This is a genomic window from Streptomyces sp. ISL-10 (assembly GCF_018614575.1).
Taxonomy (GTDB): Bacteria; Actinomycetota; Actinomycetes; order Streptomycetales; family Streptomycetaceae; genus Streptomyces.
On record NZ_JAGGOJ010000007.1, the window covers coordinates 117,937 to 130,683 of the forward strand.

At 70.4% G+C, this 12,747-nt stretch carries 14 protein-coding genes and 1 pseudogene; 9 read left to right on the forward strand and 6 right to left on the reverse strand.

The annotated features are described in order from the left end of the window. Positions 1–167 precede the first annotated feature (167 nt). The gene (locus J7E88_RS07205) at positions 168–836 is read left to right on the forward strand and encodes a DUF1707 domain-containing protein (RefSeq protein WP_215178483.1); all 669 of its coding nucleotides are present in this window, start codon (positions 168–170) and stop codon (positions 834–836) included. 152 nt (positions 837–988) lie between these two features. Beyond that, positions 989–1,342: a WhiB family transcriptional regulator gene (locus tag J7E88_RS07210; protein ID WP_177150775.1), complete on the forward strand. Its 354-nt coding sequence runs from the start codon at positions 989–991 to the stop codon at positions 1,340–1,342. Between the two features lie 117 nt (positions 1,343–1,459). Here J7E88_RS07210 and glpX read toward each other — a convergent pair whose 3' ends face one another. After that, positions 1,460–2,491, reverse strand: a complete 1,032-nt coding sequence (gene glpX, locus J7E88_RS07215) for a class II fructose-bisphosphatase (protein WP_215178484.1) — start codon at positions 2,489–2,491, stop codon at positions 1,460–1,462. Positions 2,492–2,626: 135 nt separating this feature from the next. Here glpX and J7E88_RS07220 point away from each other — a divergent pair, with 135 nt between their 5' ends. Further along, the gene (locus tag J7E88_RS07220) at positions 2,627–3,193 is read left to right on the forward strand and encodes a DUF4245 domain-containing protein (protein WP_215178971.1); all 567 of its coding nucleotides are present in this window, start codon (positions 2,627–2,629) and stop codon (positions 3,191–3,193) included. A 98-nt stretch (positions 3,194–3,291) separates the two neighbouring features. Here J7E88_RS07220 and J7E88_RS07225 read toward each other — a convergent pair whose 3' ends face one another. The 4 genes from J7E88_RS07225 to J7E88_RS07240 all read right to left on the reverse strand — a co-directional run bounded on the left by J7E88_RS07225 (position 3,292) and on the right by J7E88_RS07240 (position 5,827). Then, the gene (locus J7E88_RS07225; protein WP_215178485.1) at positions 3,292–3,882 is read right to left on the reverse strand and encodes a malonic semialdehyde reductase; all 591 of its coding nucleotides are present in this window, start codon (positions 3,880–3,882) and stop codon (positions 3,292–3,294) included. Between the two features lie 127 nt (positions 3,883–4,009). Continuing rightward, positions 4,010–4,243, reverse strand: a complete 234-nt coding sequence (locus J7E88_RS07230; RefSeq protein ID WP_215178486.1) for an exodeoxyribonuclease VII small subunit — start codon at positions 4,241–4,243, stop codon at positions 4,010–4,012. Positions 4,244–4,312: 69 nt separating this feature from the next. Beyond that, a complete protein-coding gene (xseA, locus tag J7E88_RS07235; protein WP_215178487.1) occupies positions 4,313–5,521 on the reverse strand; it encodes an exodeoxyribonuclease VII large subunit in 1,209 nt (402 codons plus the stop codon). A 105-nt stretch (positions 5,522–5,626) separates the two neighbouring features. After that, positions 5,627–5,827: a hypothetical protein gene (locus J7E88_RS07240; protein ID WP_215179017.1), complete on the reverse strand. Its 201-nt coding sequence runs from the start codon at positions 5,825–5,827 to the stop codon at positions 5,627–5,629. On the opposite strand from J7E88_RS07240, the gene J7E88_RS07245 reads away from it, so the two are divergent. Together J7E88_RS07245 and ppgK are read left to right on the forward strand one after the other, a co-directional pair. After that, on the forward strand, positions 5,817–6,809 hold the full coding sequence (locus tag J7E88_RS07245; protein WP_374196243.1) for a 4-hydroxy-3-methylbut-2-enyl diphosphate reductase: 993 nt from the start codon (positions 5,817–5,819) through the stop codon (positions 6,807–6,809). The two genes, J7E88_RS07240 and J7E88_RS07245, sit on opposite strands and share 11 nt — an antisense overlap. Before the next feature lie 62 nt (positions 6,810–6,871). Continuing rightward, positions 6,872–7,612 carry a polyphosphate--glucose phosphotransferase gene (gene ppgK, locus J7E88_RS07250; protein WP_215178490.1) on the forward strand — a complete coding sequence of 247 codons (741 nt, stop codon included), beginning with the start codon at positions 6,872–6,874 and terminating at the stop codon, positions 7,610–7,612. A 143-nt stretch (positions 7,613–7,755) separates the two neighbouring features. Here the strand turns inward: ppgK and J7E88_RS07255 are convergent, their stop codons facing one another. Beyond that, positions 7,756–8,349 carry a DUF6542 domain-containing protein gene (locus tag J7E88_RS07255; RefSeq protein ID WP_215178492.1) on the reverse strand — a complete coding sequence of 198 codons (594 nt, stop codon included), beginning with the start codon at positions 8,347–8,349 and terminating at the stop codon, positions 7,756–7,758. Between the two features lie 195 nt (positions 8,350–8,544). On the opposite strand from J7E88_RS07255, the gene ychF reads away from it, so the two are divergent. From ychF to J7E88_RS07275, 4 genes and pseudogenes are all read left to right on the forward strand, one after another. After that, complete coding sequence (gene ychF, locus J7E88_RS07260; protein WP_215178494.1) at positions 8,545–9,633, forward strand: redox-regulated ATPase YchF; 1,089 nt, start codon at positions 8,545–8,547, stop codon at positions 9,631–9,633. A gap of 518 nt (positions 9,634–10,151) precedes the next feature. Then, a pseudogene (locus J7E88_RS07265) lies at positions 10,152–10,673 on the forward strand (NAD(P)/FAD-dependent oxidoreductase); the annotation flags it as partial. A 320-nt stretch (positions 10,674–10,993) separates the two neighbouring features. Further along, complete coding sequence (locus tag J7E88_RS07270) at positions 10,994–11,893, forward strand: ABC transporter ATP-binding protein (protein WP_374196244.1); 900 nt, start codon at positions 10,994–10,996, stop codon at positions 11,891–11,893. Then, positions 11,890–12,738 (forward strand): ABC transporter permease, encoded by an 849-nt coding sequence (locus tag J7E88_RS07275; RefSeq protein ID WP_215178497.1) that lies wholly within the window; start codon positions 11,890–11,892, stop codon positions 12,736–12,738. The genes J7E88_RS07270 and J7E88_RS07275 overlap by 4 nt, the downstream gene beginning before the upstream one ends. Positions 12,739–12,747 lie beyond the last annotated feature (9 nt).

Here is a 12,747-nt window from a genome sequence, read left to right on the forward strand (position 1 = left end):
GGTGCGGGCGCAGGCGGCGTGGCGGCGGGCCGGGTGGGGCGTCGGTGGTGGGCACACGCGGGTGAATCGGCGCCAGGGCGGCCGTCCGTGGGAATTCGGCCGATTGCGGCGGGTTCCGTCCCTGTCGCCCCTGGTCGCGATCTATCGCGTTTCGCTAGGCTGATTCCGTGGACCTCGAGAAGCAGCCCCAGAAGCCGGCCGCGCCCGTGGAGACCGGCCGCGCCGAGCATGCCATCCGGGCCTCGGACGCCGACCGCGACCGGATCGCGGACATCCTCAGGGACGCCCTGGCCGAGGGCCGGCTGGACGCCGAGGAGCACTCCGAGCGCATCGACGCCGTCTACCGTGCCAAGACCCTCGGCGAACTGGAGCCGATCGTCAGGGACTTGCCCGCGGCCGTCCGGCGCACCGGCGGCCCCCCGTACGTCCAGGAGGCCGACGAGCCCACCGGCCCAGCCGAGAACCTCGTCGCCGTCTTCTCCAGCTCCACCCGCAAGGGCCGCTGGCGTGTCGGCCGCAGGACGAACGCGTTCTCCCTCTTCGGCAGCGTCGAGATCGACCTCACCGAGGCCCTGTTCGGCCAGCGCCTCACCGTGATCAACGCGACGTCCATTTTCGGCAGCGTGGATGTCCGCGTCCCCGAGAACATCACGCTGCGCGGCAGCGGCACGGGCTTCTTCGGGAACTTCGAGGTCCTCACCCTGGAGGCCGCCGACCCCGAGGCGCCCGTGGTCGTCGTCAACGGCTACTCCGTTTTCGGCAATGTCGAGGCCAAGCCCAAGAGGGGCCGCCGCATCTCCGATCTCCACGACCGCCTGCGCAAACACCTCGGCTGACGGCCGCGCGGACCGGAGCATTTCGCGCCGCGCGTGCCGATACGCAATTCCGTGCGTCGGAACTCAGTGCCACTCAGTGCATAGGAGTGCGCACAGCGGGTAGGGACTGCTGCATCGTCTCTCGCTCGCGAATCCGTCGTCAGGAGTAGACCGTGCTGCAACTGCCGCATCAGTCCTTGCAGGTAGCCGCCGTTCCGCCTCAGCGCATCCCTGCTCGGGAGGATCAGGCCGGTCCCTGGCACGCGGAGGCGGTGTGCCGCCGCGACGAGGCCGGGCTCTTCTTCGCCCCCTCCAAGGAGCCGACGGCCGCCCGTCTGTCGCGCGAGGAGGCGGCCAAGCGGGTCTGCGCCCGCTGTCCCGTGATGGTCGAGTGCCGGGAGCACGCCCTGCTCCAGCCGGAGCCGTACGGGGTGTGGGGCGGCCTCACGGCGGCCGAGCGCCGGGTGGTCCTGGCCCGGCGCCGCCGGCGCGAGGTGGAGCTCAAGAAGTCCCCGTCGGCGGCCTGAGCGCACAGCGGGCACGACCCGCACACGCGACGACGGGAAGGGGCGCCCCCCTCACCAGGGGCGCCCCTTCCCGTTCGTTCCGCAGGGCCGTCGAGGGCCGCTCGCTGCCGCGCCGGTCTACTGCGCCCGGTCGAAGTCGATCTGGCTGTAGGCGCGCAGCTTCGACAGGCGGTGGGTGGAGTCGATCTGGCGGATCGTGCCGGACTTGGAGCGCATCACCAGGGACTGCGTCGTCGCCGTCTCCGCCCGGTAGCGCACGCCGCGCAGCAGCTCGCCATCCGTGATGCCGGTGGCGACGAAGAAGACGTTGTCGCCGGAGACCAGGTCGTTGGTGCTCAGGACGCGGTCCAGGTCGTGGCCGGCGTCGATCGCCCGCTGCCGCTCCTCGTCGTCCTTGGGCCACAGCTTGCCCTGGATCACACCGCCCAGGCACTTGATCGCGCAGGCCGAGATGATGCCCTCGGGCGTGCCGCCGATGCCGAGCAGCAGGTCGACGCCCGTGCCCTCCTTGACGGCCATGATCGATCCGGCGACATCGCCGTCCGAGATGAACTTGATGCGCGCGCCGGTCTCGCGGATCTCCTTGACGATGCCGTCGTGCCGCGGACGGTCCAGGATGACGACCGTGACGTCCTCGGGCGAGGAGTGCTTGGCCTTGGCGACCCGGCGGATGTTCACCGAGACAGGCGCGTTGATGTCGACGTAGTCGGCGGCCTCGGGGCCGGTGACCAGCTTGTCCATGTAGAAGACCGCGGACGGGTCGAACATCGTCCCGCGGTCGGCCGCGGCCAGCACGGCGATGGCGTTCGGCATGCCCTTGGCGGTCAGGGTCGTGCCGTCGATCGGGTCCACGGCGATGTCGCACTCGGCGCCGGTACCGTCACCGATGCGCTCGCCGTTGAACAGCATCGGGGCCTCGTCCTTCTCTCCCTCGCCGATGACGACGACGCCGTTCATCGAGACGGTGGAGACGAGGGTCCGCATGGCCTTGACCGCGGCGCCGTCGGCGCCGTTCTTCTCACCGCGGCCGACCCAGCGGCCGGCGGCCATGGCGGCGGCCTCGGTGACCCGCACGAGCTCCAGGGCGAGGTTGCGGTCGGGGGCCTCGGGAGAGACCTCAAGCGGGGCGGGCAGATGGTGCTCGGTCATCGGAGCGCACCTTTCTGTACGACGACGGCCGTAACTAGGAGGGTGGGGCGACTCTATCGGTACGTCGACAAAATGAGCAGAGGGGGCCACGTGTGAGCAGGACGGGCGGATGCGACGATGGGGGGCGTGGCAGGTATGCGAGGCAAGCAGACGATCCGTGGCATGTTCCAGTCCATGGCGGTGATCGGCGTCGTCGTGGCGGGTATCTACATGCTCGTTCCGCACGACGAGAACGCGGACCCGATCAAGACGGTCGACTACCGCGTCGAGTTGGTGACGGCGCAGCGGGCGGCTCCGTATCAGGTGGCCGTGCCGGAGGGGCTGGGTGAGCAGTGGAGGGCGACGTCGGTCAGCTTCGACCGCGCCGACGCCCACGCCTGGCACGTGGGCTTCCTCGACCCGGACGACCAGTACGTCGCGGTGGAGCAGTCCACGGCCGAGCCCGCCGACAAGTACGTGCGCGAGGTCACCCACCGGGCGGTCCGGACCGACAGGACCCGGCAGGTGGCCGGCGAGACCTGGCAGCTGTGGGAGGGGCCCAAGTACGATGCCTTGGTGCTGGCTGCCGACGGCTCGACGACGGTGGTCACCGGCACGGCTTCCCCGGCTCGCCTGGCGGAGATGGCCGCCGCGCTCACCCCCCGGCCGGGTGCGCCGGAGGAGCCCGCGAAGCCCTCGGCCGCCACGAGCCCGGCCACATAGCAGTAGCGCCGCGCGCAGGCCGCGCGTATACGGCGAAGGCCGCCGCACCCGACCGGGTGCGGCGGCCTTTCCCTTCCCTCTCGGGCGCGCGTGGCGGCTCAGACGGTGGTGACGACCTCGTCGAACGACAGGCGCGGGGAGCGCGGGAACCAGGCGTCCTCGCCCGGCTTGCCGATGTTGACGACCATCAGCGGGGTGTGGTCGTCGTCCAGGAATTCCTTCTGGACGCCCGCGGCGTCGTAACCGGTCATCGGGCCGGCGGCCAGTCCGGCGGCGCGGACGCCGACGATGAAGTAGGCGGCCTGCAGCGCGGCGTTGAGGGACGCGGCGGACTCGCGGGCCGGGCGCTCGCTGAAGAAGAGGTCCTTGGCCTGCGGGAAGTGCGGCAGCAGCGTCGGGAGCTCCTCGTGGAACTCGTTGTCGGCGGCCAGGATCGCGACCAGCGGGGCGCCTGCGGTCTTGGCCTGGTTGCCCTCGGCCATGTGGGTCACGAGACGCTCTCGGGCCTCGGCGGAGCGGACCAGCACGACGCGCAGCGGGGTCTGGTTGAAGGCGGTCGGCCCGTACTTGACCAGGTCGTAGATCGCTTGGACCTGCTCGTCGGTCACCGGCTCGTCGGTGAACGTGTTGGCGGTGCGGGCCTCGCGGAAGAGGAGGTCCTGGGCGGCGGGATCAAGAGCGAGCGACATCGGGGCTATACCTTCCGCAAACGGATAGTGGGTCAACCAAGGACTTCACCGTACAAGCATGAGGTTCAAGCTTCAACTAAAGTCGGAGTGTCGTGATCCGACTCACACGGGCCCCGGAACCGGCGCTCTAGCTCTCGCCGCCGTCCCCGTCCGGCTCGGCTTCGGCCAGCGCCGCGTCCAGGCGTGCCCGCGCGCCCTCCAGCCAATGGCGGCACACCTTCGCCAGCTCCTCGCCGCGCTCCCACAGTGCGAGCGACTCCTCGAGCGTCGTCCCGCCCGCCTCCAGGCGGCGTACGACCTCGATCAGCTCGTCCCGCGCCTGCTCGTAACCGAGCGCGGCCTCTTCCGTCTTGGCAGCCATGCCGTCCACCCTATGTGTCAGAAACGTACATATGTCCGCTGCGGGCGCCCGAGCCGCAGTCCCCGCGCGTCACTCCTCGACCCGCACCGCGAACTCCCCGTGGGCGACCCGCGCCCGCAGCCCGTCGCCCGCGCTCACGTCCTCCGGCGAGCGGACGACCGCGCCGTCGGCACGCTGCAGCACCGCGTAACCCCGCTTCATCGTCGCCGCGGGAGACAGCGAGAGCACCCGCGCCCGGGTGTGCGCCAGCTCCGAGTCCGCGCGGTCGAGGAGATGCCCGAGCACCCGCCGGCCGCGCGCCAGCAGCGCGTCCACTTCCTCCTCGCGCTGCTCGACCATCCGCTGCGGATGCTCCATGCACGGGCGGGCGAGACAGTGGGCCAGGCCGCGCTCCTCGCGGTCCAGCAGCCCCTCTACGGTCCGCAGCGCACGCTCCCGCAGCTGGCGCACCCGCTGGAGCTCCTCGCCCACGTCCGGCACCACCTTCTTCGCCGCGTCGGTCGGCGTCGACGCGCGAAGGTCGGCCACCAGGTCGAGCAGCGGCGCGTCCGGCTCGTGCCCGATGGCCGACACGACGGGTGTCGTGCACGCGGCCACGGCACGCACCAGCTGCTCGTCGGAGAACGGCAGCAGGTCCTCCACGCTGCCTCCGCCGCGCGCCACGATGATCACGTCGACGTCGTCCAGCGCGTCCAGCTCCTTGACCGCCTGGACGACCTGGGTCACGGCGTGCACGCCCTGGACCGCCACGTTGCGCACCTCGAAACGGACGTGCGGCCAGCGACGGCGCGCGTTCTCCAGCACGTCGCGCTCGGCCGCCGAGGCCCGCCCGCACACCAGCCCCACCCGGTGCGGCAGGAAGGGCAGCGCCCGCTTGCGGTCCGGCGCGAACAGGCCCTCCGCACCCAGGGAGCGCTTCAACTGTTCCAGCCTGGCGAGCAGTTCACCGATGCCGACCGGCCTTATCTCCGTTGCCCGCAGCGACAGCTGCCCCCGGGGCGCGTACCACTCCGGCTTGGCGAGCACCACGACGCGTGCGCCCTCGGACACCACGTCCGCGACCGCGTCGAACACCTGCCGGAAGCAGGTGACGCTCACCGAGATGTCGTACGACGGGTCGCGCAGGGTCATGAAGACGACCCCGGCACCCGGCCGCCGCGACAGCTGGGTGATCTGTCCCTCCACCCAGACCGCCCCGAGCCGGTCGATCCACCCCCCGATGAGCCGCGACACCTCGCCGACGGGCAGGGGGGCTTCCGCGGACGTGTTGAGAGCCATACGGGCGAGCGTAACGGCCGGGTACGACAACTCCCGCGACCCGAACCGGCCGCCCTGTCGTCACCACCAGGCGTCACCGCTCCCCGTCACGGTCACCGCTGCCCGTCACCGCCGCCGTGGGGCGCGCTCCCGCACGCCCCTCGGGTTCAGCAGCGTCGTCACCACGACGGCGATCGACGTCCACACCCCACCGGTCCACTCCGGAACCAGCGCCTCCGTCGCGATCCCTCCGTCGCTCGCGTACGGCCGGTGCGCTGTCCACAGGCGATCAACGCCCGCTGTGGGCGGCCTTACGATGGGACGCATGACTGCTACGCCGCCTGCCCGACGCGTCCTCCTCGCCGCTCCCCGTGGCTACTGCGCGGGCGTGGACCGTGCCGTGATCGCCGTGGAGAAGGCCCTGGAGCAGTACGGGGCCCCCGTCTACGTCCGCCACGAGATCGTCCACAACAAGTACGTCGTGCAGACCCTGGAGAGGAAGGGCGCGATCTTCGTCGACGAGACGGCGGAGGTCCCCGAGGGGTCGATCGTCATGTTCTCCGCCCACGGCGTGGCGCCGATCGTGCACGAGGAGGCCGCCGAGCGGAAGCTCGCGACCATCGACGCGACCTGTCCGCTGGTAACCAAGGTCCACAAGGAGGCTGTGCGTTTCGCCAAGGAGGACTACGACATCCTCCTCATCGGCCACGAGGGCCACGAGGAGGTCATCGGCACCTCCGGCGAGGCCCCCGACCACATCACGCTCGTCGACGGCCCGGAGGACGTCGCCAACGTCGAGGTCCGCAACCCGGACAAGGTCGTCTGGCTCTCCCAGACCACGCTCTCCGTCGACGAGACGATGGAGACGGTCGATGCCCTGAAGACGAAGTTCCCCGGTCTCATCTCCCCGCCGAGCGACGACATCTGCTACGCGACGCAGAACCGTCAGACGGCCGTCAAGCAGATGGGCGCCGAGGCCGACCTCGTCATCGTCGTCGGCTCGAAGAACTCGTCGAACTCGGTACGGCTCGTCGAGGTGGCACTGGGTGCGGGCGCCCACGGCGCGCACCTGGTCGACTTCGCCGAGGAGATCGACGAGGCGTGGCTCGAGGGCGTCTCCACGGTCGGCGTCACCTCCGGCGCCTCCGTGCCCGAGGTGCTCGTCGAGGGCGTGCTGGAGTGGCTGTCGAAGCGAGGCTTCGAGGACGTCGAGATCGTCAAGGCGGCAGAGGAGTCCATCACCTTCTCGCTGCCCAAGGAGCTGCGCCGCGACCTGCGCGCCGAGGCGGCCGAGCTGTCCGGCCAGTAGGTCACGCCGGGGCCCGCCGATCCCGCTCGTAACCGTCAGCACCTCCCCGTAACGTTGTGTCCATGAACGTCTTCGGAGTGGACATCGGCGGTTCCGGGATCAAGGGCGCTCCCGTGGATCTGGAGCGGGGCGACCTGGCCGCGGAGCGCCACAAGGTGCTGACCCCGCAGCCATCGACGCCGGACGCGGTGGCGGACGGCGTCGCCGAGGTGGTCGCCCACTTCGGCTGGACCGGACCGGTCGGCATCACGTTCCCCGGCGTCGTCACCGGCGGCATCACCCGCACCGCGGCCAATGTCGACAAGGGCTGGGTCGACAAGGACGCGGCACGGTTCCTCGGCGACCGCCTCGGCGGACTGCCGGTGACCGTGCTGAACGACGCGGACGCGGCGGGCGTGGCGGAGATGACGTTCGGCGCGGGCCGCGACCGCAAGGGCACGGTGGTCCTGCTGACGTTCGGTACGGGCATCGGCAGCGCGGTCTTCATCGACGGCCGCCTGGTCCCCAACACCGAGCTGGGCCACCTCGAGCTGAAGGGCTACGACGCCGAGAAGCGCGCCTCCAGCAAGGCCAAGGAGGACGAGGACCTGAGCTGGGCGCACTGGGCCCGTCGGGTCGAGAAGTACCTGGCACACGTGGAGATGCTGTTCTCCCCGGAACTGTTCGTCATCGGCGGCGGAGTGAGCCGCAAGGCCGACAAGTTCCTGCCGCTGATCGAGGGCGTGCGGGCGGAGATCGTGACCGCGGAGCTGCAGAACAACGCGGGCATCGTGGGGGCGGCGATGGCGGCGGCGGGGCGCTGAATCGCGCGGGGCCGCCGGGGGCCGCTTGCGGGGGTGGCCGTCCCCGAACCGTCAGCCCCGCGTGCGGCCTGCCCAGGCGGTCAGTCGTGACGCGTCCTGTCCGCTCAGGCCGGCAGCCGTGACACGTGCTGCTGCCCGCGGGGTCAGCCCTGGCGCGTGCGGCCGCCCGTGCCGCTCTCGCCCGACCGCCCCGGTCCTTGCGCTGCACGGGCCCGCCGCTGGCGGCGCCCCATCATCCGTACCTTGCGTACGCAGGTGATCAGTCCGGCGATCAGCGTCCCGCCGTACAGCCAGCCCGCGTGCACGGCGAGCGCGGTGACGACGGCCATGGTCTGCCCGCCGAAGCCGCCGTCGCCGCCCGAGATCGGCACGATCCCCACGGCGAAGGCGATCGGGACGATGACCGGAGCCATCACCACGTCGGCCTCGCGCACCCACAGTGCGGTCAGCGCGCTGACGGACAGGAACAGCAGCCCGTAGACCACCGCGGAGCCGTCCAGGAGCAGCCGGTCCAGGCCGCCGAGCACCAGCATGACCGTGGCCCCGAAAAGTCCGGCGCCGAGGCCGGTCAGTCGTGGGTTCGGCAGCCGGCGCAGTGCGAGGACGACCGGCGGCGCCGGCCGCGGAGGCCGGGCGGGCACGGGGTAGACGGTCCCGTCGGCGAGTGCGCCCCGGGCGGGAAGAGTGTCCTGCGGTCGCTGCCGAGGCTGGGGGCGACGAGTCCTGTGCTGCTCCACATCGACCAACGTAGGTCGCCGGGAGCCGGTACGGAGGTACCAGACACGCCCTTTGGCCGACCTTGGCCGTTCGTTCGACTTCCGGCGGCCGTCGCTGCCCGGCGCGCCCCGCCCGTAAACTGGTGGATCGGCCCCCTCCAAACAGGGCCGTACGGCCCCCGCCAGTCCTCACTCTCCACTCAGGAAGTCGCCAACGTGTCGCTCACGATCGGAATCGTCGGCCTGCCGAATGTCGGCAAGTCGACCCTGTTCAACGCCCTGACCAAGAACGACGTGCTGGCGGCCAACTACCCGTTCGCCACCATCGAGCCGAACGTGGGCGTCGTCGGCGTCCCGGACGCCCGGCTCACCAAGCTGGCCGAAATCTTCGGCTCGCAGCGGATCCTCCCGGCGACGGTCGACTTCGTCGACATCGCGGGCATCGTGCGCGGCGCGAGCGAGGGCGAGGGCCTGGGCAACAAGTTCCTGGCGAACATCCGTGAGTCGGACGCGATCTGCCAGGTCATCCGCGCCTTCAAGGACGAGAACGTCGTGCACGTCGACGGCAAGGTCTCGCCGAAGGACGACATCGAGACGATCAACACCGAGCTGATCCTCGCGGACCTGCAGACGATCGAGAAGGTCCTGCCCCGGCTCCAGAAGGAGTCCCGGATCAAGAAGGACGTGGCCCCGAAGGTCGCGGCCGTCGAGGCGGCGAAGGAGATCCTGGAGAGGGGCGACACGCTCTTCTCGCAGGGCATCCTCCAGGGCTCCGAGAAGGACGAGCTGCTGCACGACCTGCACCTGCTCACCACGAAGCCGTTCCTCTACGTCTTCAACGTCGACGAGGACGAGCTGACGGACGACGCCTTCAAGGACGAGCAGCGCGCCCTGGTCGCCCCGGCCGAGGCGATCTTCCTGAACGCCAAGCTGGAGGCGGACCTCGCCGAGCTCGACGAGGAGGACGCCATGGAACTGCTCCAGTCGGTCGGCGCCGAGGAGCCGGGCCTGGCGACGCTGGCCCGCGTGGGCTTCGACACGCTGGGCCTGCAGACGTACCTGACGGCGGGCCCGAAGGAGTCCCGCGCCTGGACGATCAAGAAGGGCGCCACGGCCCCCGAGGCGGCCGGCGTGATCCACACCGACTTCCAGAAGGGCTTCATCAAGGCGGAGGTCATCTCCTTCGCGGACCTGGTGGAGACGGGCTCGGTCGCGGAGGCCCGCGCGAAGGGCAAGGCGCGCATGGAGGGCAAGGAGTACCTGATGCAGGACGGGGACGTGGTGGAGTTCCGCTTCAACGTGTGACGGGCTGACGCCATGATCGGCTGAGATGCTGGTCAGGCAGTAAAACCCCAGTTCAGGGGCCAGATCTTATGGTCTGGCCCCTTCCTGTTCTCTCCGGCCGGATCAGCCTGTTTCCTGGCCGTGTGCTGACTTGGCGCTGACTCTCGGGGCGGGTCTGTACGTGCTTTGAGCTGGGGTTTCCGGGTGCCGTGTGAGGCCGGACAGAACGAGGGGCGCACCGAGGGAGGGGCACGGCAAACCCGGTGCGCATGGGAAGGGGCGCCGGGCAGGCTTTTCCCCGGTGTGGAAGGGCAGTGCCCGGTAGTGCCGGATCCAGGACCTGGAGGAGGCCGAGCCGACGACTCTCCGAACCGGACGGTTGCCGTAAAGGCAACCTTGCGCCACCGCTCCGGGGTGCCGACCGCGAGACCCGGACAGGGATTGGGGCGGCGTCGGGAGACGATCACGCAGGAGCGCCGTGGCCTGTGTGAAGGCGGTGCGTACCTGGGCGAGTTCGTCGGGAGACAGGCCGGGGGCCGATGGCGGCGGAAGGTGACGCCGCGGGGTCACATCGGCGTCGTCGAGCAGGTCGACCAGAGAGACTCACAGCGGGCTGGCCGGCCCAGCGCACGGGCATCCTCGTACGCCGACTGCCGGTAGGGCTGGTGGACCGTGCGGGCGACCTGCTGTGCCGCGTCGCGGTCCCGGACCTGACCGAACAGGGCCTGCCGCGACCCGACACCTGCCTGTACTCCCGGGTGCGGGAGGGCGCGATCCCGATGCCCGACGCGGGCCTGATCGACGCGGTGCGCGGCGGGCCGGTCGAAGTGGTCACGGCGGTGGAGTCGTTCGACAACCGCAAGGTGGTACTGGCGGACGGCACCCGCATCAGCCCGGACGCGGTGATCGCGGCGACGGGCTACCGGCGGGGCCTGGTGGGCCACCTCGGTGTACCGGACGACCGGGGGCAGCCGCGGGCGCGACGCGGGTGCGCGGCCGAGGGTGCGGAGGGTCTGTACTTCACGGGCTGCACGAACCCGTCCACCGGGATGCGGCGCGATCGCGAGGACCGTGTCGAGGGGCTGAGCGGCGGCACCCGGGTGGGTGGGAGACTCTTCGGGTTCGCAGGTGTGACGCCGCGGGCAGGGAACGTCGCCGACCCCGCGTCACGTCGGGTGCCGCCCCGCCCCCGGGCGTGTGGGGCAGGGCTGGCCGTTCGACAAGTAAGCGACGCAGTCGTTTATTTGGCACCCGGCTGCCCGAAGAACCGTTTGACCAGGTCAGAAGCCGTGAATCACGCCCCGGGAAACGCAGTCGGCACCTGGGCCAACCTCCTCTGCAGGCACGTGCGGAGAACGTCGGAACATTAGTGTCCAGCACTATGGTCATTCCCGCAGCAGCGCCGCTGGCAGCGGCGCCGTCCTCCGGCACAGCTCCTCCCGCGATCAGCATCCGCAACCTGCGGATGCGCTATGGGTCACGCGACGTACTCCACGGAGTGGACCTCGACGTACAGCGCGGCGAGGTGCTCGCGCTGCTCGGCCCGAACGGGGCGGGGAAGAGCACCACGATTGAGATCCTCGAAGGGTTCCGTCGCCGTTCGAGCGGCGACGTCAGCGTGCTGGGGACCGATCCCGAGAACGCCGGAGACGCGTGGCGGGCCCGGGTGGGCATCGTCATGCAGTCCTGGCGCGACCATGCCCGCTGGCGGGTCCAGGATCTGGTCGAGCACTTCGCGCTGTACTACCCCGACGCCCGCGACCCGCAGGAGCTGCTGGACACCGTCGGGCTGACCGAGCAGGCCGGCCAGGAGTGCCAGAAGCTGTCGGGCGGCCAGCGGCGGCGCCTGGATGTCGCGTTGGGCATCATCGGTAAGCCGGAACTGCTCTTCCTCGACGAACCGACCACCGGGTTCGACCCGGAGGCTCGGCGCGACTTCCACACACTGGTCGAACGGCTCAGCTCGGTGGAAGGCATGACCGTCCTGCTCACCACCCACGATCTCGCCGAGGCGGAACGACTGGCCGATCACATCGCGGTGCTGGTCGGGGGCCGACTCATCGCCTCGGGGTCCATCGAACAACTGGCCGCCCAGATACAGGCGGACGCGGAGGTCCGCTGGTCGGAGGCCGGAGAGCGGCACCATCAGCAGACCAACGACCCGTCCCGTCTGGTGTGGGAACTCCACACCCGGCTCGGCGGACCGATCCCCGACCTGGAGGTGCGCCGGCCCACGCTGGAGGACACCTATCTGGGCATGCTCCACCAGGAGGAAGCGTGATCAGCCGACAGGCCCTCGTCGTTGGGCTGCACCGGGGAAAGACCGAACTGCGGCAGACCGTGCGCACCCCGCGTGAGTACCTGGGGCATCTGGGCAACCCGGCCATGTTCCTCTTCACCGCGTCCTTGCAGACCGGGAACATCCCGGGCAGCTCGGTGGCCTCCTCCCAAATGGTGATCGCCGGAGGCGTGGCGTCGCTGCTCCTCCTGGTCGCGATGGTCTGGCTGCCGCAGCAGTTGGCCACGGAGCGCGAGGACGGCACGCTGCTGCGCCTGAGGGGCACACCCGGCGGAATGTTCGCCTACCTCGTGGGCAAGACCCTGATGGTCATCACGATCGCTGTCCTCAGCATCGTGGTCCTCCTCGTCGGAGGCGCAGCCATCACCGATTCCGGGTTCCCGCAGAGTCTCGGCCAGTGGTGCACGCTCCTCTGGGTCGTCACCCTGGGTCTGGTCGCCCTCACCCTGATCGGCGCGGCAGTCGGCGCCGTTCTGCCCAATCCGCGCCAGGCGCTGGCCTGGGTCATGATCCCCATGATCGGACTGCTCTTCGTCTCGGGAATCTTCTTCCCGGTCACGAGCATGCCGCAGTGGCTGCAGGTCATCGGCCAGGTCTTCCCGCTCAAGTGGATCGCACAGGGCGTTCGCTCGGCGTTGCTGCCGGACAGCGCGATCGTCGCCGAAACCGGTCAGGCGTGGCAGCACTGGCAGACGTTCGGTGTTCTCGGCGGCTGGATCCTGCTCGGCCTGCTGCTCGCCCCCCGGCTCCTGCTCAACTCCTCACGTCGTGAGTCCGGGAGCCGGTTGACGGCGCGCCGCGAACTCGTCGGCCAACGCTCCTACTGAGGGAAGAAA

Coding starts and splice junctions, on each gene's coding strand:
- glpX (WP_215178484.1), bottom strand. CDS start 2,491: ATGACCGAGCACCATCTGCCCGCCCCGCTTGAGGTCTCTCCCGAGGCC.
- J7E88_RS07220 (WP_215178971.1), top strand. CDS start 2,627: ATGCGAGGCAAGCAGACGATCCGTGGCATGTTCCAGTCCATGGCGGTG.
- J7E88_RS07225 (WP_215178485.1), bottom strand. CDS start 3,882: ATGTCGCTCGCTCTTGATCCCGCCGCCCAGGACCTCCTCTTCCGCGAG.
- J7E88_RS07230 (WP_215178486.1), bottom strand. CDS start 4,243: ATGGCTGCCAAGACGGAAGAGGCCGCGCTCGGTTACGAGCAGGCGCGG.
- xseA (WP_215178487.1), bottom strand. CDS start 5,521: ATGGCTCTCAACACGTCCGCGGAAGCCCCCCTGCCCGTCGGCGAGGTG.
- J7E88_RS07245 (WP_374196243.1), top strand. CDS start 5,817: ATGGGACGCATGACTGCTACGCCGCCTGCCCGACGCGTCCTCCTCGCC.
- J7E88_RS07240 (WP_215179017.1), bottom strand. CDS start 5,827: ATGCGTCCCATCGTAAGGCCGCCCACAGCGGGCGTTGATCGCCTGTGG.
- ppgK (WP_215178490.1), top strand. CDS start 6,872: ATGAACGTCTTCGGAGTGGACATCGGCGGTTCCGGGATCAAGGGCGCT.
- J7E88_RS07270 (WP_374196244.1), top strand. CDS start 10,994: ATGGTCATTCCCGCAGCAGCGCCGCTGGCAGCGGCGCCGTCCTCCGGC.